The 24,404-nt window shown below is 56.9% G+C and carries 8 protein-coding genes; all 8 read right to left on the reverse strand.

Features of this window, described 5'->3' with window-relative positions; all coding sequences use genetic code 11:
* Window positions 1–2: 2 nt before the first annotated feature.
* A complete protein-coding gene (locus WA429_RS07425; protein WP_101248196.1) occupies window positions 3–1,028 on the reverse strand; it encodes a GGDEF domain-containing protein in 1,026 nt (341 codons plus the stop codon).
* A 196-nt stretch (window positions 1,029–1,224) separates the two neighbouring features.
* Entirely contained in the window at window positions 1,225–2,154 is a 930-nt protein-coding gene (gene argB, locus WA429_RS07430) for an acetylglutamate kinase (protein ID WP_068517295.1), read from the reverse strand.
* A gap of 37 nt (window positions 2,155–2,191) precedes the next feature.
* Entirely contained in the window at window positions 2,192–2,854 is a 663-nt protein-coding gene (yihA, locus tag WA429_RS07435; RefSeq protein ID WP_287466757.1) for a ribosome biogenesis GTP-binding protein YihA/YsxC, read from the reverse strand.
* Window positions 2,855–2,926: 72 nt separating this feature from the next.
* Window positions 2,927–4,639, reverse strand: coding sequence for a membrane protein insertase YidC (gene yidC / locus WA429_RS07440; protein ID WP_287466756.1), 1,713 nt, complete (start codon window positions 4,637–4,639; stop codon window positions 2,927–2,929).
* Window positions 4,640–4,684: 45 nt separating this feature from the next.
* Window positions 4,685–4,996 carry a membrane protein insertion efficiency factor YidD gene (yidD, locus tag WA429_RS07445; RefSeq protein ID WP_101248177.1) on the reverse strand — a complete coding sequence of 104 codons (312 nt, stop codon included), beginning with the start codon at window positions 4,994–4,996 and terminating at the stop codon, window positions 4,685–4,687.
* Window positions 4,993–5,454 carry a ribonuclease P protein component gene (gene rnpA, locus WA429_RS07450; RefSeq protein WP_068517297.1) on the reverse strand — a complete coding sequence of 154 codons (462 nt, stop codon included), beginning with the start codon at window positions 5,452–5,454 and terminating at the stop codon, window positions 4,993–4,995. Before rnpA ends, yidD begins: the two co-directional genes overlap by 4 nt.
* 4 nt (window positions 5,455–5,458) lie before the next feature.
* A complete protein-coding gene (rpmH, locus tag WA429_RS07455; protein WP_007091264.1) occupies window positions 5,459–5,593 on the reverse strand; it encodes a 50S ribosomal protein L34 in 135 nt (44 codons plus the stop codon).
* Window positions 5,594–5,752: 159 nt separating this feature from the next.
* A complete protein-coding gene (locus WA429_RS07460; protein WP_336107226.1) occupies window positions 5,753–24,322 on the reverse strand; it encodes an Ig-like domain-containing protein in 18,570 nt (6,189 codons plus the stop codon).
* Between the last annotated feature and the right edge of the window lie 82 nt (window positions 24,323–24,404).

Here is a 24,404-nt window from a genome sequence, read left to right on the forward strand (position 1 = left end):
TCTCACTCGGCGGCGAAATTCCGGTTCCGGCCATTCTTCTTGGCGCGATAAAGGGCACTGTCGGCACGATCAATAAGCTTTGCACCGCCTTCATTGGCGATATATTCCGCAGCCCCGACCGAAATGGTCATCTGGCCATAGGATGTCCCGGAACTCTTGGCCTTGATTTCGCGTGCGGCGATGCGTTTGCTCATATCTTCGGCCAGCGCCATGGCATCGCCAAGCGGCGTCTGGGGCAGCAGGATGGCAAATTCATCACCGCCATAACGCGCAACAATGTCCCGCCCCTTGATATTAGCCTTCAGCATCGAAGCAATCAGAACCAGAATTTCATCCCCGATGCGATGCCCGAACCGGTCATTGACCGATTTGAACTGATCAAGATCGACCATCATCACACAAAACGGTTCGGGATGATCAGATGCATCATATTCCGCCGCCAGCAAGGTCAGCTGTTCTTCGAAATACATGCGGTTGGACACCCGCGTCAGGCCGTCGGTATAGGATCGCTCTCGGGTTTCATCGAGTTCACGCTGCAACATGGCAACACGGCTCAGATAACTATCAAGGCGCTTGTGCAAACCGTCGATCGTTTGGCGCATCTGATCGGTTTGATCGATGACCTCGGTCAGGATCGGACTTAGTTCACGGTGATCCTTAAGGGTCGCAAGTGACCGGCCAAGAAGATCGCCATATTTGCCAAGACCGGCACGCGCCGTACTCAGACATTCGTCGCTGTTTTCCACCAGCTCGGAAAAGTCTTCCATGCCACGCTGCAGGAAATCGGCAGCCTGACGGTCAAAGATATAACGGTAATAAAGCTGAAGCAGGGTGTCTTCGGCAAGTTGGTCGCCGCTGGCCTGGACCGCATCAATGACGCGCAAAATTTCGGGATTTTCTTCGGCGAAATAGACGAACCATACATGGTACAGCTCTGGCGTGGGGCGCAGGCCGCGCTCGCGCAGAGCCCTTAAAGTCGCATCCGCATATTCCCAGTGACGGGTTATCTGTTGGTCCGTCGTCGTCACCACGGTTGCTCCGGCTCGTTTTCGGTAATCATGTCAATGGACTACGCCAGAACGGCGTAAATCTGCGCATCAACATATCACGGAACCCGATATCCGTCGCGGAAAACTATACGAAAGTGGTGGTTCATTGCAGGGATCCGGTCCCGCCCGTCCGGCTGATCATTCAAGCCAGATTGACAGGACCGGTACCCGCAAATCAGTTCCCGCGGATCATGGTCCCGGCACCGCGTTCGGTGAACAGTTCCAGCAACACGGCATGGGGGGCACGCCCATCGACAATCACGGCGGCCTCGACCCCGTTCTGCACCGCATCCATGCAGGTTTCGGTTTTCGGGATCATGCCACCCTGAATGGTGCCATCGGCAATCATCTCGTTGATGTGGTCGGTATCGGCATCCCTTACAAGGTTTTTGTCCTTATCAAGAATGCCCTTCACATCGGTCAGCATATAAAGACGACGCGCACCGACCGCCTTGGCAATCGCCCCGGCCGCCGTGTCGGCGTTGATGTTATAGGTCTGCCCGTCCTCGCCAACACCGATCGGTGAGATGACCGGAATAATGTCGGTATTGATAAAGCAATCAAGCACATGCGGATTGACCTTTGCCGGTTCACCGACAAAGCCCAGATCAAGCACCTTTTCGATATTGCTTTCCGGGTCGCGCTTGGTCCGGGTCAGTTTGCGCGCCGTAATCAGATGCGCATCCTTGCCGCACAGACCGACACCGATACCGCCAGCGGCATTGATGTTGGAAACGATTTCCTTGTTGATCTTGCCGGCCAGAACCATTTCGACAACGTCGATGGTTTGCTGATCGGTCACACGAAGACCGTCGACAAATTCCGACTGGATATTGAGCTGCTTGAGCATCTGACCGATCTGCGGACCACCGCCATGCACCACAATCGGGTTCATGCCGACCTGTTTGAGCAACACCATATCCTGGGCAAACAGGCGGGCCAGTTCCGGGTCACCCATCGCGTGGCCGCCATACTTGATCACGATCGTCTGACCGTTAAATCGTCGCATATAGGGAAGAGCCTCGGAAAGGACTTTGGCACGTGCCAGCGTCCGGTATGCGCTGGATTCCGATTGGTCTTCTTCAGAACGGATTTCTTCGTTCATCTCACTTCCCCATAATTAAGCGATGAACCTGACGATGTTACAGCAGTGTGGATATTTCTGCCCGCAATTCCGCAAGTCCGGTATTCTTCTCACTTGATGTCGCAAAAATCTGTGGCAAGGCGGCCGGGTGTTTCACCAGGGCATCGACCACTTCCTTGATGCGTTTTTCAAGCTGTCCCTTTTTTAGCTTGTCCGACTTGGTCAGCACAACCTGATAAGGCACCGCTGACTCATCAAGCAGCTTCATCATGTCCAGATCGGCCTTTTTGAAGCCGTGCCTGGAATCAATCAGCACGAACACACGACGCAGGGTCACACGCCCGCGCAGATACTGTTTGATCAGTGCATGCCAGGTATCGACGATATCCTTTGGCGCCTGGGCAAAACCATAGCCCGGCAAATCGACGACATAGCACGCGCCATCCAGATCAAAATAGTTCAGCTGCTGGGTACGTCCCGGCGTGTTTGACGTCCGGGCAATGTCCTTGCGGCCCGTGATCGCATTGATCAGGCTGGACTTGCCGACATTGGAACGTCCGGCAAAACAGATTTCTGTTTTGTCCTCGGGCGGCAACTGTTCGAGCTGCGCCACACCAAGAACGAAGTTAACCGGGCGGCTAAAAAGCTTCCGCCCGGCTTCGATTACTGAGTCTTCATGCTTCGGAATAGCAGTATCCGAGGGCAAATTTTCTTGTGTCATTGTCATTCCTTCCCCGAACTGGCGGGGATTTTCCCCCGAAGGGAAGATAAACCCGTAAAGGGTAGATGGGGGTTAAACCCCCATCTTGTACATGATGTAGCGCTGCTGAATGATCGACAGCGTGTTGTTCCATGCCCAGTAGATCACCAGACCAGCCGGGAAACTTGCCAGCATGAAGGTAAAGATGAACGGCAGGAACATCATGATCTTCGCCTGGGTCGGATCGGCCGGTGCCGGGTTCAGTTTCTGCTGCAGATACATGGTAAGACCCATGATCAGCGGCCAGACACCAATCATCAACATCTGCGGCGGATCCCACGGGATCAGGCCAAACAGGTTGAAGATCGTGGTCGGATCCGGTGCGGACAAGTCCTGGATCCAGCCAAAGAACGGCGCATGGCGCATTTCAATGTTCACAAACAGGGTCTTGTAGAGCGCAAAGAAGACCGGGATCTGAACGATAATCGGCAGACAGCCCGAAGCCGGGTTGATCTTCTCGCGCTTGTAAAGCGCCATCATTTCCTGCTGCTGACGCTGACGGTCATCCTTGAACTGTTCGCGCATCGCCGTGATTTTCGGCTGAAGCTTTTTCATCGCACTCATGGATTTGTACGACTTGTTCGCCAGCGGGAACATCACGGCCTTGACCAGAACCGTCAGCAGAAGAATGGCAACGCCGAAGTTGCCAACCAGATGGTTGATCCACTGCAGCATTTCAAAGAACGGAATGGTCAGGAACCAGAACCAGCCAAAGTCGATCGCACGGTCCAGAAGCTTGATCGAAAATTCATCCTGATATTCGACCAGCAGGTTGTATTCCTTGGCACCGGCAAACAGGTGGCTTTCCGAGGATGCGGACGCACCATCGGCAACCGTTCTGGCCGAACCAAGGTAATCTGTCTGGAACTTGTCGGTATTGTTATCGATATGGTGGCTAAAGCGCGTGGTCATCTGTTCATCAGATGCCGGCGCCAGCGCGACCAGCCAATATTTGTCCGAGAAACCAAGCCAGCCGCCGGTGGTGGTTTCTTCAACCGCACCATCATCGGCAAGGGAATCGTATTTGTATTCCTCTAGGCTGCCATTGATGACGCCGATCGGGCCTTCATGCAAAACGGCAAAACCCGAAGTATGGGGCATGCCCTTGCGCGAAATCAGGCCATAGGGATGCAGGGTAACTTCCGCACCGCTATTGTTTTCGACCGACTGTTTGACGGTGAACAGATAGTTCTCGTCAATGGCGATTTCACGTTTGAAGGTCAGGCCCGCACCGTTGTCCCAAGACAGGACAACCGGGGTTTCCGAGGTCAGCTTGTCGCTGCTTGCCGTCCAGCGGGTGTCGCTGTTGGGAAGAGCGATGTTCCTGTCAGCGCCGACCCAGCCGAATTCGGCGAAATAGGCATCATCGCTGCCGGTCGGGTTCAGAACATGGATCAGCGGGCTGTCGGGTTCTTCGGTCTCGCGATAATCCTGAAGCTGGATATCGTCGATCACGCCGCCAACAAGGCGAATCGAACCTTCGATGCGCGGGGTATCAATCGCGATGCGCGGCGATTTCGCCAGTGCATCTTCACGTTTGACTGTCGGCACTGCCGGTCCACCGCCCGGTACACGCGGTGTACCGTTTGATACCTGCGGCGTGTTGGTGCCGTTTGCATCAAGCTGTTCACGAACTTGCGCCTCGCGAACCTGGGTATCAGGCTCCGGCGCAAAGAAGAATTGCCACCCGATAAGAATCACAACTGCCGATGCAATTGCCACCCACAGGTTACGTTGTTCGTTCATCGCCTCTTTCCGCTTTGCTCAGCCAGCACGCGCCGACCGCTTATTCTATTTACATGACGAAAGCGCCGGGGACCGGTTTTCACCATCCGACGACGCTTTGTTTTGTTCGCAGCCACATCCGGGCACGGGATCATAACCATGACCACCCCATGGATGGCAACGCATTATCCGTTTAAATCCCATCCAGCCGCCTTTTATTGCCCCGTGACGGGCCAATGCTTCTATCATAAATGCCGAACAGGTCGGCTGATAGCGACAGGACCACCCGATATACGGCGACAAAAACAGCTGGTAACCGCGAACAGCGATTTGAAGAAGACGGGCTACGAAACCGGGTGCGGGAGTCCGGGAGGTCATTTTGACTGGCCTCCTGCCTTTGTCTGGGCACTGGACGGATTGCCACCGCGTCCCTTGCGGGGACGGCGCGAATCCGGTGCTGACGGTTTGGCATCAGGAACCCGACGCAGAGCAAACTTCATATCATCAATCAGCTTGTCAAACGGCCGATCAATGGTTTGGGCACGACCGATCACGACATAATCCCAACCGGGTAATGCGAGTTCGCTCATCAATTGCTCTGCCACAGCACGCAAACGCCGCCGAACGCGATTGCGGACGACGGCCTTTCCCACCTTTTTGGTGACGGTAAATCCGACTCGTGCGAATCGATCTTCACCGGCGTATTCTGTATCCGGCTTGATCCCCGGGCGCGGTGCGCCCTGAAGGATCAACCCTTGTGTAACCCATTTTCGGCGGGTGCCCGCAACACGGAGGAATTCCGCACGCTTTTTAAGGCGTTCCACCGAAATGGTCACAACATTAGGCCGACAGACGCTTGCGGCCCTTGGCGCGGCGTGCGGTCAGCACACGGCGGCCACCGACGGTCGCGCTGCGGGAACGGAAGCCGTGGCGGCGTTTCCGTACGAGTTTGCTTGGCTGGTAGGTGCGCTTCACTGCACTTACTCCGTTCTAAATAAGGTAATCCGATAAAATTCGAGGTCCGCTGTATAGGGCTTCACACAATGGCTGTCAACTCGTGACAGGGTGATTCCCCCCAGAAAACCGGCAATGCCGCCGGGATTTCGTCCCGACGGCACCCGAAATGTGAATTCGTTACCACTCGATACGTTCGACATTGGAGAAAGTCAACTCAGAACCATCCGAAAACACGATGGTTCCCGACGAATCGGTGGAAAGTTCAAGCGAGTGTTTCTTCGAATCGGTGATTGTCCCTTCATCAAGAATCAGGGTCCAGTCACACGAATCGAGATGGCCACCCCCAACACCATGCAATTCGATGGTATCGGTCGTCCAGCCGTTGGCACCACCATCTACATGGTCCTTGCCATCGCCCATATTAAAGATGAACAGATCCGAACCGCCGCCGCCATACAGGGTATCATCCCCGATGCCGCCGATCAGCGTATCGTCGTCATCCCCGCCAAGCAGAAGATCGTTACCGTCCCCACCACTTAGCGTATCGCGCCCGGCACCGCCCGAAAGGGTGTCGTCGCCTTCTTCGCCATACAGCTTGTCGTCACCGCCACCGCCATCGAGTGTGTCGTTGCCCGACCCGCCATAGAACGTATCCTTGCCCCAGCCCCCGGTCAGGGTGTCATTGCCAGAACCACCATCGAAATAGTTGTCACCACCATCGGCATTAAGAATGTCATTGCCATCGCCGCCAAGGAAGGTGTCATCGCCCCAAGCCCCATGGATGGAGTCGTTGCCACCCCCGCCCCAGACGGTGTTTTTGCCACTGCCAACGTCGATATTGTCGTTGCCCGACCCGGCCGAGACCGTGTCATTGTCACTGCCCGCCGTGATGGTGTCATTTCCGCTGCCGGTTTCGATATAGTTGCGACCTTCGCCAGCACCGATGGTGTTGTTGCCGTCTCCGGCAAAGATTTTGTCATCGCCGGAACCGACACTGATGCTGTCGTCTGCTGCGCCGGTCCAGACGGTATTGCGCCCCTCACCGGCAGAGATTTTGTTGTCTCCGCCTTCGTCATAGATGATGTCGTCGCCAGAGCCGCTGCTGATCGTGTCATTACCCGTGCCGGTCCAGACGACATTGCGACCTTCGCCTGCACTGACAAAGTTGTCACCGTCGCCGCCAATGATCGTGTCATTGCCACTGCCGGCATACAGGGTGTCCTTGCCGTCACCGGTTTCGATATAGTTATTGCCTTCATTGGCATAAATGATGTTGTCACCATCGCTGGCAAAGATCTTGTCATGACCGCTTCCGGCCGTGATGTAATCATTGCCGGTACCGCCATAGATGGTGTTGTTGCCTTCGCCGCCATGCACCGTGTCATTGCCGGAACCGGCATCTATATAATCATGGCCGTCATCACCGGTGACACTGTCATCACCGTCCCCGGCATAGATCACGTCATTGCCATTCCCGCCCCAGATCGTGTCATTGCCGGCATTGGTCGATACCGTGTCATGACCGCCACCGGCACCGATGGTGTCGTTGCCCGAACCGGTTTCGAAGGTTTCATTGGCATCCGTCCCCCACAGGGTTTCGTTGCTGTCTGCCTGTTCTTCGATCGTGACTTCCAGAATGGCCGTTGTCGTTGCCGTATCGTCACCATCCCGGGACTGAACAGACACCGTCAGTTCGAACGTACCGGAATAGTCGCTTGCCGCGGTGATGGTCAGCCCGACCAGTTGTGCAGCCCCAAGCGTCCAGCTTCCATCGCCGTTATTGGTTCCGGCCGACAGGCGTGCGCCATCGGGAACCCCGGAAATCGTGATCGACAGGGTTTCACTGCTGTCCGTGACCGCAGCATCAATATCAAGCGGAACACTGTTGCCTTCATCCCCGCTGGCGTCCGACACCTCAAGCGTTGGTGTATCGGCAACGCCGGCAACATCCACAGTAATGGTGTCATTGACACTTGCACTGTCATTGCCATCGGTTGATGTCACCGTGACGTTCAGATCGAACGATCCGGAATAGTCATCGGGCGGCGTGATGGTCAGGCCGTCAAGATCGCCTGCCGACAGGGTCCAGGTGCCGTCACCATTATCGGTTCCGGCCGACAGGGTCGCCCCATCGGGCACACCGGAAATCGTCACCGACAGGGTTTCGGATGCGTCACCAAGCCCGGCACTGATATCAAGACTGATCGCGCTGTCTTCATTGCCCGATGCATCGGAAACCGCAAGGTCCGGCGCATCGGCAACCGCGGTCACACCAACCGTGATGGTGTCATTGATGCTTGATGTGTCATTGCCATCGGTCGATGTGACCGTCACATCCAGATCAAACCCGCCGGAATAATCTTCGGGCGGTGTGATGGTCAGACCGTCAAGATCACCTGCCGACAGGGTCCAGGTGCCATCACCATTATCGGTTCCGGCCGACAGGGTTGCCCCGTCGGGTACACCGGAAATCGTGATCGAAAGGATTTCGGACGCGTCGCTCAACCCGGCACTGATATCAAGGCTGATCGCGCTGTCCTCGTTGCCCGATGCATCGGCAACCTCAAGACTTGGCGTATCGGCAACCCCGGCCACATCAACCGTGATGACGTCACTGGTTGATGTGCTGTCATTACCAGACGTTGAAACGGCGGTAACCGACAGATCAAACGACCCGGAATAATCATCGGCCGGTGTGATCGTCAGACCTTCAAGCTGGTCCGAGTTCAGCGTCCAGGTGCCGTGACCATTGTCGGTTCCGGCCGACAAAGTCGCCCCGTCCGGAACGCCCGAAATCGTGATCGTCAGCGTTTCGGTGCCGTCATTCAGCCCGGCAGCAATATCAAGCGAGATGCTTGTATCTTCATTGCCGCTTGCATCCGCAACCGACAGGGTCGGGCTTTCTGCAGACGGGTCATAAAGTTCGCCATCGACATAGATTTCAAGATTTTCGACATTGTCGACTTCGACACCCAGTGCCTCAAGCGTAAGGCTGCCCTCACCGCCCGATGCAATGTGGTCCTGCAAATCCTGAAGTGCGTCAAGAACACCATCGCCCGAAAGCTGTTCCGATGTCAGATAAAGCTTCAGGGTATCGGTCTGGCTGCCACCATCAACAATGCCCGTGCCCTCGCCGGTCAGATCGACCGTATAGCGGATTTCATCCGACCCGGATTCGCCATACAGCTTGTCATCGCCCGACCCGATCAGGATATCGTTCGAATTCCCGCCATAAAGCGTATCTGTGCCCTCACCGCCATCAAGGGTGTCATGACCGCTGCCACCAAGGATGGTGTCGTTACCCGCACCACCTTCAACAGTGTCGCTTGAACTTCCGGCATCGATGTAATCATCCCCGGCACCGCCGGTAATCGTGTCTTTGCCGCCGCCGCCAAAGATGGTGTCATTGCCTTCACCGCCATCGACAGTGTCATGCGAACCACCGGCATTGATGTAATCGTCACCGGCACCACCGGTTATAGTGTCCTTGCCACTGCCGCCAAAGACCCTGTCATCGCCGTCGCCACTATCAATGATGTCATTGCCGCCACCGCCATATACCGTGTCAGCACCTCCGCCGGAGCTGATGGTGTCGTGACCGCTTTTGGCGTTGATGTAGTCATCGCCATCACCGGTCGTGATGCGGTCGGTGCCGTCCGTGCCAATTACGGTCTCGTTCGGGTTATCAATGACCTCAACCTGAAGGTTCTGCGAAATGCTTGCACTGTCAGCGCCATCAACCGAAGTCGCGGTCACCGTCAGGTCAAAATTGCCGGAATAATTGTCTGCGGGCGTGATCTTCAACCCGGAAAGCTGCGCCGCCGACAGGGTCCAGGTGCCATCACCGTTATCGGTTCCGGCCGACAGACTTGCCCCCTCGGGCACACCGGCAATCGTTACCGACAGAATTTCGGATGCATCGGTTAGCCCTGCTGCAATCGCAAGGCTGATGGCACTGCTCTCGCCACCACTTGCATTCGAGACCGTCAAAGTCGGCGCGTCTGCGACACCAGCTACATCAACCGTGATGCTGCCGGTCGTCGTTGCAACGTCTTCGCCATCCAATGAGGTCGCGGTCACACCAAGAACAAACGATCCGCTGAAATCTTCAGCCGGCGTGATCGTCAGACCTTTAAGCTGGTCCGGGTTCAGCGTCCAGCTGCCGTCACCGTTATTGGTGCCCGCAGACAAAGTCGCACCATCCGGAACACCACTGACCGTGATCGACAGAACTTCACTGGAATCCGTAAGACCGGCATCAATGTCGAGCGCGATGGCAGAATCTTCGGAGCCAGAAGCATCCGCGACATCAAGCGTCGGCGCATCCGCAACGCCCGCCACATCAACCGTGATCGAACCGGTCGCCGTCGCAACGTCTTCACCATCCGTTGAGGTTGCCGTCACCCCAAGATCAAACGACCCACTGAAGTCCTCAGCCGGGGTAATCGTCAGACCTTCAAGCTGATCCGGGTTCAGCGTCCAGGTGCCATCACCATTGTCCGTACCAGCAGACAAGGTTGCACCGTCCGGAATGCCGGAGATGGTGACGCTTAGAACTTCCGAGCTGTCGGTCAGTCCAGCGTCGATATCAAGTGCAATTGCACTGTCTTCCGAACCGGAAGCATCAGCGACATCCAAAGTTGGCGTATCCGCAACGCCCGCCACATCAACCGTGATCGAACCGGTCGCCGTCGCAACGTCTTCACCATCCGTTGAGGTTGCCGTCACCCCAAGATCAAACGACCCACTGAAGTTCTCAGCCGGGGTAATCGTCAGACCTTCAAGCTGATCCGGGTTCAGCGTCCAGGTGCCGTCGCCATTGCCAGTCCCAGCCGACAGGGTCGCGCCATCCGGAACACCACTGATCGTGATCGACAGAACTTCGCTGGAATCCGTGAGACCAGCGTCAATATCAAGCGCAATGGCACTATCTTCGTTGCCCGATGCGTCGGACACATCAAGTGTTGGCAGATCCGCATCCCCAATGACATTGACCATCACGGTGTCTGTCACGCTGGCGATATCCACACCATCCTGCGTGCTTGCCGTGATTTCCAGATCGAAACTGCCGCTGAAATCTTCCGGCGGGGTAATCGTCAGGCCTTCAAGATCGTCTGAGGTCAGTGACCAGGTGCCATCGCCATTATCGGTACCGGCCGACAGGCTTGCACCTTCCGGCACACCGGAAATCGTGATGGTCAATGTTTCGGAACTGTCCGTCAGGCCCGCATCAATATCAAGTGCAATGGCGCTGTCTTCTGTACCCGACGCGTTCGCGGTCTCAAGTGTCGGGGCATCGGCGACACCGGCAACATCAACCGTGATCGAGCCGGTTGTTGATGCCGCATCTTCGCCATCAACCGACGTCGCCGTGACGCCAAGATCAAACGTTCCGCTGAAATCTTCTGGCGGCGTGATCGTCAGGCCTTCCAACTGGTCCGGATTCAGCGTCCAGGTGCCGTCACCATTGTCCGTACCAGCCGACAGGGTTGCTCCATCGGGCACGCCCGAAATCGTGACAGTAAGTGTTTCGGCGCTATCGGTCAGGGCCGCATCAATATCAAGCGCGATCGCACTGTCTTCGTTGCCCGAGGCATCCGAAGTCTCAAGCGTCGGGGCATTTGCGACATCATCGACTGCGATGCTACGGCTTACCGATACCGAATTGGTGTCAGTACCATCGGTTGCCGTCGCCGTAACAACAAGATCGATGCTGCCTTCAAAGTCCGACGGCGTGGTCAGCGTAAGCCCCTCAAGATCATCAGGATCAAGGCTCCAGCTGCCATCTTCATTTTGCGTACCGGCACTCAGGGTCGCACCTTCAGGGACCCCGGTGATGGTAATGCTCAGGCTTTCCGAACCATCGGCATCATTCAGGGCTGCCTCGATGGTTACCGGATATGAAATCCCACCTGTTTCAGGGGCCTGGACCAGATCGGCATTCCCGACCACGACCCCGTCACCAAACGAAATCGCCTCGATCTGATTGACGGTCAGGGTTTTGCCGGTATCGAGATCAATGATCTGTGTATTGATGACGCCCTGATTGTTGGTGAAGTTCTGCAGGGAATAGGAAGTGGATGCCTTGCCAAGATACAGGACATCACTACCCGAACCGCCATCCACAGCCGATGTCTCGCCGATATCGCCCTTGATTGTCAGGCTGTCATTGCCATCGCCAAGACGGATATTGTTCCCCAGATTGGTATCGCCATTCAGGATGACCTGATCGTTACCGCCCTGCAGATCAAAATTCTCGTTCATGTTCAGGTCACGGTCGATGACAAATGTATCATCGCCGCCGGTGCCCTGATGATTGGAACTGCCATTATCGACAAAGTCGTTCTGGCCCCCGCCAGTCCCCCCACCGGTCGGCGTTCCCTCCCCAATCGAAACACTCAAGGATGGCGCATCCGCAACAGCGGAGACATCAACGGTGATCGAGCCGGTAGTAGTTGCAACATCGTCACCATCGGCAGAGGTCGCGGTCACACCGAGATCAAACGATCCGCTGAAGTCTTCAGCCGGGGTAATCGTCAGACCTTCAAGCTGTTCCGGGCTCAGTGTCCAGGTACCATCGCCATTGTCTGTCCCAGCCGACAAGGTCGCGCCGTCCGGAACACCGCTGATCGTTACGCTGAGAACTTCACTGGAATCTGTAAGACCCGCATCGATATCCAATGCAATTGCGGAATCTTCGTTGCCCGACGCATCGGCGACATCCAATGTCGGTGCATCCGCAACACCCGCAACATCAACGGTGATCGAGCCGGTGGTGGTTGCAACATCCTCACCATCGGCAGAAGTTGCGGTCACGCCAAGGTCAAACGACCCGCTGAAGTCTTCAGCCGTGGTAATCGTAAGACCTTCAAGCTGATCCGGATTCAGCGTCCAGGTTCCGTCACCATTATCGGTACCCGCCGACAAGGTCGCACCATCCGGAACACCGCTGATCGTAACGCTGAGAACTTCGCTGGAATCTGTAAGTCCCGCATCGATGTCGAGTGCAATCGCCGAATCTTCAGAACCACTGGCATCAGCCACGTCAAGCGTCGGAGTATCCGCAACACCCGCAACATCGACCGTGATTGAACCACTGGTCGTTGCAACGTCATCGCCATCAGCGGAAGTAGCTGTCACACCAAGATCGAAGCTGCCGGAGAAGTCCTCAGCCGGCGTGATCGTCAGACCTTCCAACTGATCCGGGTTCAACGTCCAGGTACCATCGCCATTATCCGTACCCGCCGACAAGGTCGCGCCGTCCGGAACGCCGGAAATGGTAACGCTAAGAACTTCACTGGAATCCGTGAGACCCGCATCGATATCCAAAGCAATAGCGGAGTCTTCAGAGCCACTGGCATCAGCCACCTCAAGTGTCGGCGCATCGGCAACGCCCGCAACATCAACCGTGATCGAGCCGGTGGTGGTTGCAACATCCTCACCATCGGCAGAAGTTGCGGTCACACCAAGGTCAAACGAGCCGCTGAAGTCTTCAGTCGGTGTAATCGTCAGACCTTCGAGTTGATCCGCATTCAGCGTCCAGGTACCATCACCATTGTCGGTACCTGCCGACAGGGTCGCGCCCTCGGGAACGCCGCTAATCGTGATCGACAGAACTTCCGAGCTGTCGGTCAGACCCGCATCGATATCAAGCGCAATTGCGCTGTCCTCAGAGCCAGATGCATCGGACACCTCAAGCGTCGGAGCATCGGCAACGCCCGCAACATCAACCGTAATCGAACCGGCGGTGGTTGCGACGTCATCGCCATCAGCGGAAGTCGCGGTCACGCCAAGATCAAACGACCCACTGAAATCTTCAGCCGGCGTAATCGTCAGGCCTTCCAGCTGGTCCGGGTTCAACGTCCAGGTGCCGTCACCATTATCGGTCCCAGCCGAGAGGGTTGCGCCGTCAGGAACACCGCTGATCGTAACGCTGAGAACTTCACTGGAATCTGTAAGACCCGCATCGATATCCAATGCAATTGCGGAATCTTCGCTGCCCGAAGCATCGGACACATCCAAAGTTGGGGCGTCAGCAACGCCGGCAACATCAACCGTGATGCTGCCAGTTGTGGTCGCAACGTCTTCGCCATCAGCCGACGTCGCCGCAACGCCGAGATCAAACGACCCGCTGAAGTCTTCAGCCGGCGTGATCGTCAGGCCTTCCAACTGGTCCGGGTTCAGGGTCCAGGTGCCGTCACCATTGTCGGTACCAGCCGACAGGGTCGCGCCATCTGGCACACCACTGATCGTTACCGTCAGAACTTCCGAGCTGTCCGTCAGACCGGCATCGATTTCCAATGCAATCGCTGAATCTTCAGAACCAGAGGCATCGGCTACATCAAGGGTTGGCGCATCGGCAACACCCGCAACATCAACCGTGATCGACCCAGTCGTGGTAGCGACATCCTCGCCATCCGCAGAGGTAGCCGTCACACCAAGATCAAACGAGCCGCTGAAATCTTCAGCCGGTGTGATTGTCAAACCTTCCAACTGGTCCGGGTTCAACGTCCAGGTGCCATCACCATTATCCGTACCAGCCGACAGGGTCGCGCCGTCCGGAACACCACTGATCGTGACACTCAGAACTTCACTGGAATCCGTAAGACCCGCATCGATATCCAATGCAATTGCTGAATCTTCGTTGCCGGAAGCATCGGACACTTCAAGCGTCGGTGCATCGGCAACACCAGCAACATCAACGGTAATCGACCCGGTCGTCGTTGCGACATCTTCGCCATCCGCAGACTGAGCTCTCACACCCAGATCGAAGCTGCCAGAGAAGTCATCAGCCGGCGTAATCGTCAAACCTTCAAGCTGATCGGGGTTCAGCGTCCAGGTGCCGTCACCGTTATCGGTACCAGCAGACAAGGTTGCACCGTCCGGAACACCACTGATCGTAACGCTCAGAACTTCCGAGCTGTCCGTCAGGCCTGCGTCGATATCAAGTGCAATGGCAGTATCTTCGTTGCCGGAAGCATCGGACACATCAAGCGTCGGGGCATCGGCAACGCCCGCAACATCGACAGTGATGCTGCCCGTGGTCGTTGCAACATCCTCACCATCAGCAGATTGTGCTGTCACACCCAGATCAAACGAACCGCTGAAGTTCTCAGTCGGTGTGATCGTCAGACCTTCCAACTGGTCCGGGTTCAGCGTCCAGGTACCGTCACCATTATCCGTACCCGCCGACAAGGTCGCACCGTCCGGAACGCCGCTGATCGTGATCGACAAGACTTCCGAGCTGTCCGTAAGACCCGCATCAATATCAAGCGCGATCGCTGAATCTTCATTGCCGGAAGCATCGGACACATCAAGCGTTGGTGCGTCCGCAACACCCGCAACATCAACAGTGATACTGCCGGTTGTCGTCGCAACGTCATCGCCATCGGCGGAAGTCGCGGTGACACCAAGATCAAATGACCCGCTGAAATCTTCAGCCGGCGTGATCGTCAGACCTTCGAGCTGATCCGGGCTCAGGGTCCAGGTGCCGTCACCATTGTCAGTACCAGCTGACAAGGTCGCGCCATCCGGAACGCCGCTGATCGTTACCGTCAGAACTTCACTGGAATCTGTAAGTCCCGCATCGATATCCAATGCAATTGCGGAATCTTCGTTGCCCGACGCATCGGCGACATCCAATGTCGGCGCATCCGCAACGCCAGCAACATCAACGGTGATCGAGCCGGTAGTGGTCGCAACGTCTTCACCATCGGCAGAGGTCGCGGTCACGCCAAGGTCAAACGATCCACTGAAATCTTCCGGCGGTGTAATCGTCAGACCTTCGAGTTGATCCGGGTTCAGTGTCCAGGTGCCATCACCATTATCGGTACCTGCCGACAGGGTTGCACCGTCCGGAACACCGGAAATGGTAATGCTCAGAACTTCCGAGCTGTCCGTCAGGCCCGCGTCGATGTCGAGCGCAATAGCGCTGTCTTCAGAACCAGAGGCATCAGACACGTCAAGCGTTGGGGCGTCCGCAACACCCGCAACATCAACCGTAATGCTGCCCGTGGTCGTTGCAACATTCTCGCCATCAGCTGACTTAGCCGTCACGCCCAGATCAAACGATCCGCTGAAATCTTCCGTCGGCGTGATCGTCAAACCTTCCAACTGGTCCGGGTTCAACGTCCAGGTGCCATCACCATTATCAGTCCCTGCTGACAAGGTCGCACCGTCCGGAACGCCAGAAATGGTGATGCTCAGAACTTCCGAGCTGTCCGTCAGACCTGCGTCGATATCCAATGCAATTGCGGAATCTTCGCTGCCCGAAGCATCGGACACTTCAAGCGTCGGGGCATCGGCAACGCCAGCAATATCAACCGTGATACTGCCCGTGGTGGTTGCGACGTCTTCACCGTCCGCTGACTGAGCGGTCACGCCAAGGTCAAACGACCCACTGAAATCTTCAGCCGGCGTGATCGTCAGCCCTTCCAGCTGTTCCGGGCTCAGCGTCCAGGTGCCGTCACCATTATCGGTACCAGCCGACAGGGTCGCGCCGTCCGGCACGCCGGAGATGGTGATCGTCAGAACTTCCGAACTGTCGATCAGCCCCGCCTCGATATCAAGTGCAATGGCAGTATCTTCGTTGCCCGATGCATCGGACACATCCAAAGTCGACGCATCGGCAACGCCAGCAACATCAACCGTGATCGAACCGGTGGTGGTGGCAACGTCATCGCCATCAGCAGAGGTCGCGGTAACGCCAAGATCGAACGATCCACTGAAATCTTCAGCAGGCGTAATCGTCAGACCTTCCAACTGATCCGGGTTCAGGGTCCAGGTGCCGTCACCATTATCGGTGCCAGCTGACAATGTCGCTCCATCCGGAACGCCGGAGATGGTGATCGTCAGAACTTCCGAGCTGTCTGTCAGGCCTGCATCAATATCAAGTGCGATGGCGGAATCTTCGTTGCCGGAAGCATCGGACACATCAAGCGTCGGTGCATCTGCGACACCTGCAACTTCAACCGTGATCGAGCCGGTCGTGGTTGCGACGTCATCGCCATCAGCGGAAGTCGCGGTTACGCCAAGATCAAACGCCCCGCTGAAGTCCTCAGCCGGCGTGATTGTCAGACCTTCCAACTGGTCCGGGCTCAACGTCCAGGTGCCGTCACCATTATCGGTCCCGGCCGACAAGGTAGCACCGTCCGGAACACCGCTGATCGTTACCGTCAGAGCTTCGCTGGAATCCGTCAGACCGGCATTAATGTCGAGCGCGATAGCAGAATCTTCGGAGCCGGAAGCATCGGACACATCGAGCGTCGGTGCATCGGCAACGCCCGCAACATCGACAGTGATGCTGCCGGTCGTGGTTGCAACATCCTCTCCATCGGCAGAAGTTGCGGTAACGCCAAGATCAAACGATCCACTGAAGTCCTCAGCCGGTGTGATCGTCAGACCTTCAAGCTGGTCCGGGTTCAGCGTCCAGGTGCCATCACCATTATCAGTACCAGCCGACAAGGTCGCGCCATCCGGAACGCCGGAGATCGTAACGTTCAGAACTTCCGAGCTGCCCGTCAGACCAGCGTCAATGTCGAGCGCAATTGCGGAATCTTCAGAACCGCTGGCATCAGCTACGTCGAGCGTAGGTGCATCCGCAACACCCGCAACATCAACGGTGATGCTGCCGGTTGTGGTCGCAACATCTTCACCATCGGCAGAAGTCGCGGTCACACCAAGATCAAACGAACCGCTGAAGTCCTCAGCCGGTGTGATTGTTAGGCCTTCCAACTGATCCGGGTTCAGCGTCCAGGTCCCGTCACCATTATTCGTACCAGCTGACAAGGTCGCGCCGTCCGGGACGCCAGAAATGGTAACGCTTAGAACTTCCGAGCTGTCCGTCAGGCCAGCGTCGATATCAAGTGCAATGGCACTGTCTTCAGAGCCAGAGGCATCCGCAACATCCAAGGTCGGGGCGTCTGCAACACCAGCTACATCAACCGTGATCGACCCGGTCGTGGTTGCGACGTCCTCGCCATCAGCTGAGGTCGCGGTCACGCCCAAATCAAACGATCCGCTGAAATCTTCAGCCGGTGTGATCGTCAGGCCTTCGAGCTGATCCGGGCTGAGCGTCCAGGTGCCATCACCATTATCGGTCCCAGCCGACAAGGTCGCGCCATCCGGAACGCCGGAAATGGTAATGCTCAGAACTTCCGAGCTGTCCGTCAGGCCAGCGTCGATATCAAGTGCAATTGCAGAATCTTCGGAGCCAGAGGCATCCGCGACTTCCAAAGTCGGTGCATCGGCAACGCCAGCCACATCGACAGTGATGCTGCCGGTGGTGGTTGCTACGTCTTCACCATCTGCAGAGGTCGCGGTCACACCAAGGTCAAACGACCCGCTGAAGTCTTCAGCCGGCGTAATCGTCAGACCTTCCAACTGGTCCGGGTTCAGCGTCCAGGTGCCGTCACCATTGTCTGTACCCGCCGACAAAGTCGCGCCGTCCGGAACACCGCTAATCGTGACCGACAAGACTTCCGAGCTATCTGTAAGACCTGCATCAATATCAAGTGCGATGGCGGAATCTTCATTGCCGGAAGCATCAGCAACATCCAGCGTCGGCGCGTCCGCAACACCCGCTACATCAACCGTAATAGATCCGGTCGTCGTTGCGACGTCGTCGCCATCGGCGGAAGTCGCTGTAACACCGAGATCAAAGCTGCCCGAGAAGTCTTCAGCCGGCGTGATCGTCAGCCCTTCGAGCTGATCCGGGCTCAGCGTCCAGGTACCATCGCCATTATCGGCACCAGCCGACAGTGTTGCGCCATCTGGAACGCCGGAGATGGTAACGCTCAGCACTTCACTGGAATCTGTGAGACCTGCATCAATATCGAGTGCGATCGCTGTGTCTTCAGAACCACTAGCATCGGCCACGTCAAGCGTCGGTGCGTCTGCAACGCCAGCAACATCAACCGTGATTGAACCGGCCGTGGTTGCGACGTCTTCGCCATCAGCGGAAGTTGCGGTAACGCCCAGATCGAAGCTGCCGGAGAAGTCCCCAGACGGCGTAATCGTCAGGCCTTCCAACTGATCCGGGTTCAGCGTCCAGGTGCCATCACCATTGTCGGTCCCTGCGGACAAGGTTGCACCGTCCGGAACGCCGCTGATCGTGATCAACAAGACTTCCGAGCTGTCGGTCAGGCCTGCATCAATATCAAGTGCGATGGCGGAATCTTCGTTGCCGGAAGCATCAGCGACATCCAAAGTCGGCGCATCGGCAACAGCCGCAACATCGACCATGATTGAACCACTGGTCGTTGCGACGTCTTCACCATCAGTTGAGGTTGCCGTCACACCAAGGCCAAACGACCCGCTGAAGTCCTCAGCCGGCGTGATCGTCAGACCTTCAAGCTGGTCCGGATTCAGCGTCCAGGTTCCGTCACCATTATCGGTACCAGCAGACAAAGTCGCACCGTCCGGAACGCCAGAAATGGTAACGCTCAGAACTTCCGAGCTGTCGGTCAAGCCTGCGTCGATATCAAGTGCAATTGCAGAATCTTCCGAACCGGAAGCATCAGCGACATCCAAGGTCGGAGCATCCGCAACGCCAGCCACATCAACGGTGATCGAACCGGTCGTGGTTGCGATATCGTCTCCATCAGCAGAGGTCGCGGTCACGCCCAGATCGAAGCTGCCGGAAAAGTCCTCAGCCGGGGTGATCGTCAGACCTTCAAGCTGGTCCGGGTTCAACGTCCAGGTGCCGTCGCCGTTATCTGTGCCAGCAGACAGGGTCGCGCCATCCGGAACGCCGGAGATCGTTACCGTTAGAACTTCAGTGGAATCCGTGAGACCAGCGTCAATATCGAGCGCGATGGCACTGTCTTCGTTGCCGGAAGCATCAGCTACGTCGAGCGTCGGCGCATCCGCAACACCCGCAACATCAACCGTGATTGAACCACTAGTCGTTGCAACATCTTCACCATCTGCAGAAGTCGCGGTCACGCCAATATCAAACGACCCGCTGAAATCTTCAGCCGGCGTGATCGTCAGACCTTCCAACTGATCCGGGTTCAACGTCCAGGTGCCGTCACCATTATCAGTCCCCGCAGACAAGGTTGCACCGTCCGGAACACCACTAATCGTGATCGACAGAACTTCCGAGCTGTCCGCTAGGCCTGCGTCAATGTCGAGCGCAATTGCGCTGTCCTCAGAGCCTGCTGCATCAGACACATCCAGCGTTGGTGCGTCTGCAACACCAGCTACATCGACCGTGATCGAGCCGGTGTTGGTGGCGACATCCTCTCCATCAGCTGACTGAGCCGTGACACTAAGATCAAACGATCCACTGAAATCCTCAGCCGGAGTGATCGTCAGACCTTCGAGCTGGTCCGGGTTCAGTGTCCAGGTGCCGTCGCCATTATCGGTACCCGCAGACAAGGTTGCACCGTCCGGAACACCACTGATCGTAACGCTCAGAACTTCCGAGCTGTCGGTAAGACCCGCGTCGATATCCAATGCAATAGCGGAATCCTCAGAACCACTGGCATCAGCCACGTCAAGCGTCGGCGCATCCGCAACACCCGCTACATCAACCGTAATCGAACCGGTCGTGGTGGCAACGTCATCGCCATCAGCAGAGGTCGCGGTAACGCCAAGATCAAACGATCCACTGAAGTCCTCAGCCGGGGTAATCGTCAGACCTTCCAACTGGTCCGGGTTCAATGTCCAGGTGCCATCACCATTATCGGTACCCGCCGACAAGGTCGCGCCGTCCGGAACGCCGCTGATCGTGATGGTCAGAACTTCAGAGCTGTCCGTCAGACCCGCATCGATATCAAGCGCAATTGCGGAATCTTCGTTGCCCGACGCATCGGCGACATCCAATGTCGGCGCATCCGCAACCCCAGCCACATCAACCGTGATCGAACCGGTTGTGGTCGCAATATCTTCACCATCGGCGGAAGTCGCGGTCACGCCAAGGTCAAACGATCCGCTGAAATCTTCAGCCGGTGTGATCGTCAGACCTTCAAGCTGCTCCGGATTCAGCGTCCAGGTGCCGTCACCATTGTCAGTACCAGCTGACAAGGTCGCGCCGTCCGGAACACCGCTGATCGTTACCGTCAGAGCTTCGTTGGAATCCGTCAGACCGGCATTAATGTCGAGCGCAATTGCACTGTCTTCCGAACCAGAGGCGTTCGAAGTTTCGAGGGTTGGCGCATCGGCAACACCAGCCACATCAACCGTGATCGAACCGGTCGTCGTTGCAACGTCTTCACCATCGGCGGAGGTCGCCGTAACACCGAGGTCAAACGAACCGCTGAAATCTTCAGCCGGCGTGATCGTCAGACCTTCAAGCTGATCCGCGTTCAGCGTCCAGGTGCCGTCACCATTGTCCGTCCCGGCCGACAGGGTTGCACCGTCCGGAACGCCGGAAATGGTAACACTCAGAACTTCCGAGCTATCAGTCAGACCGGCATCGATATCAAGTGCAATCGCCGAATCTTCGTTGCCGGAAGCATCGGACACATCAAGGGTCGGTGCGTCAGCAACACCAGCTACATCAACGGTGATTGAGCCGGTGGTGGTGGCGAAGTCTTCACCGTCCGCTGACTGAGCCGCCACACCAAGGTCAAACGACCCACTGAAATCTTCCGCCGGTGTAATGGTCAAACCTTCGAGCTGATCCGGGCTCAATGTCCAGGTGCCGTCACCATTGTCGGTACCAGCCGACAAGGTTGCACCGTCCGGAACGCCGCTGATCGTGACACTGAGAACTTCCGAGCTATCGGTCAGACCAGCATTAATATCCAATGCAATTGCGGAATCTTCGCTGCCCGAAGCATCGGAGACTTCTAAAGTCGGCGCATCGGCAACGCCGGCAACATCAACCGTGATGCTGCCGGTTGTGGTCGCAACGTCTTCGCCATCGGCGGAAGTCGCGGTGACACCAAGATCAAACGAACCGCTGAAGTCGTCAGCCGGCGTGATCGTCAGACCTTCAAGCTGGTCCGGGTTCAGCGTCCAGGTGCCATCACCATTGTCAGTCCCTGCCGACAAGGTTGCGCCATCAGGAACGCCACTGATCGTTACCGTCAGAACTTCGCTGGAATCTGTCAGACCGGCATCGATGTCGAGCGCAATTGCGCCGTCCTCGGAGCCAGATGCATCAGCAACATCAAGGGTCGGGGCGTCTGCAACGCCCACCACATCAATGGTGATCGACCCGGTCGTGGTTGCGACATCCTCGCCATCGGCGGAAGTCGCGGTAACGCCAAGCTCGAACGATCCGCTGAAGTCTTCAGCCGGCGTGATCGTCAGACCTTCCAACTGGTCCGGGTTCAGTGTCCAAGTGCCATCACCATTATCAGTCCCTGCTGACAAGGTCGCGCCATCCGGAACACCGGAAATGGTAATGCTCAGAACTTCCGAGCTGTCCGTCAAACCGGCGTCGATGTCGAGTGCAATTGCAGAATCTTCAGAGCCACTGGCGTCAGCCACATCCAAGGTCGGCGCATCTGCAACGCCTGCAACATCAACGGTGATCGAGCCGGTGGTCGTGGCAATGTCCTCGCCATCCGCAGAGGTAGCGGTCACGCCCAGATCGAAGCTGCCGGAGAAGTCCTCAGCCGGCGTGATCGTCAGACCTTCAAGCTGGTCCGGGGTCAGCGTCCAGGTGCCGTCGCCATTATCGGTACCTGCCGACAGGGTCGCCCCATCCGGCACACCGGAAATCGTTACCGTCAGAACTTCACTGGCATCTGTGAGACCGGCGTCGATATCGAGCGCAATCGCACTGTCTTCAGAACCAGAGGCATCAGCGACCTCCAAGGTCGGTGCATCTGCGACACCTGCAACTTCAACCGTGATCGAACCGGTGGTCGTCGCGACGTCTTCACCATCTGCAGATTGTGCCGTCACACCAAGATCGAACGACCCGCTGAAATCTTCAGCAGGCGTGATCGTCAGGCCTTCGAGCTGGTCCGGGTTCAACGTCCAGGTGCCATCGCCCTTGTCGGTACCAGCCGACAAGGTTGCACCGTCCGGTACACCACTGATCGTGATCGACAAGACTTCCGAGCTGTCCGTCAGACCTGCATCAATATCGAGTGCGATAGCACTATCTTCAGAGCCAGAGACATCGGACACATCAAGGGTCGGTGCATCCGCAACACCCGCAACATCAACTTTGACGCTGCCGGTCGTGGTTGCGATATCCTCGCCATCGGCAGAGGTTGCCGTTACACCAAGGTCAAACGATCCGCTGAAGTCGTCAGCCGGCGTGATCGTCAGACCTTCCAACTGGTCCGGGTTCAGCGTCCAAGTGCCGTCACCATTGTCGGTCCCAGCCGACAAGGTCGCGCCATCCGGAACGCCGCTGATCGTGATCGACAAGACTTCCGAGCTGTCTGTCAGGCCTGCATCGATGTTCAGCGCAATCGCGCTATCCTCGGCGCCCGAAGCATTTGAAGTCTCGAGCGTCGGGGCATCTGCGATGCCTTCGACATCGACTTTGATTTCTTCCATCACAACGGCGGTGTCGTCGCCATCGGTGGTCGAGACGAGGACCGAGAGGTCGATTTCGCCGCTGAAATCCGGTGCCGGGGTGATGGTCAGGCCTTCAAGCTGATCCGGGCTGAGCGTCCAGCTGCCATCGCCATTGTTGGTACCAGCAGACAAGGTTGCACCGTCCGGGACACCGGTAATCTTGACGGAAATGCTTTCGCTGCCATCGAGAAGTTCGGTATCGATATCAAGTGCAATCGCGCTGTCTTCGCGTCCGGAAGCATCCGAAACATCAAGCGTCGCGCCGTCGGCAACGCCGGCAACATCAACCGTGAAGCTTGAAGAGGTCGAGCTGGTGCTGCCATTTGCTTCGCGGCTGGTTGCGGTTACGGTGAGGCTGAAACTGCCGCTGTAATTTTCCGGCGGCGTGATTTTCAATCCGCCAAGCTGACCTGCCGGAACCGACCAGGTGCCATCGCCATTATTGGTACCGGCCGACAAAATAGCACCTTCGGGCACGCCGGAGATCACCACCGAGAGTGTTTCACTTCCGCCATCAAGGTCATTAAGCGCAGCAGACACATTGAGCGAAATGGCACTGTCTTCCGACCCGGTAACACTGCCGGCCGACAGTGTCGGCGCGTCGGCGACTTTTTCAACTTCGATCACGTCATCTGTGATCGCATCATCGGTGATCTCGGACTGGGCTGCATCATCTGCAAGGGCGGTTGCATCCGCATCGTTCGCAGGTGCTTCTTCCCCGGACGGGATGAAATCGGGTCCGCGTTCGCCGCGGCCGGTGCCGCGCGGTTGTTCACGATCACCACGCAACTGGTTGGTGTCACTGGTCGAAAGCGGAATTTCAGGCAGCTCGATCGTGCTGGGATCGGATTTCAGCGAAATGTCGTCATGACCGAAGCTGTCAAGATTGCCGTCAAAGGTTCCATCGACCGTATCAAGATTGTTTTCAATCTCGGCATTTATCGCCTGGGCGATTGACTGTTTTTCGGTGGCTTCTTCTGCCTGGACGCGTTCCTGGCGCTGGGTCGCGGCATTCTGTCGACGGAAGGCCTGCTGGGCTTCGGCCTGGGGGTTGAAAACCTGGTTGCCATAATGGACAGAGCCAAGCTCCTCTTCGGGCGGACGCGCAGTATTGTTCAGGTCGTCATGAAGTTCGACCAGTTCATTACTTTCCCCATCCTGTTCCTCCACGCGCATCAGCTCTTCTGGCGTCGCTTCCTCATTGACGCTGCTGATATCTTCACTGCGTGAATTTTCCGTATCGCGAGGATCGTCCGCCATCTAACCCATTCTCCGTGAAACGCAAGACGGGTATAACCCGACTCACACTTCTATACCTTAGTATAGATACCCTAGCACATGC

It is taken from the genome of Thalassospira sp. CH_XMU1420-2 (assembly GCF_037029325.1).
GTDB lineage: Bacteria > Pseudomonadota > Alphaproteobacteria > Rhodospirillales > Thalassospiraceae > Thalassospira > Thalassospira povalilytica.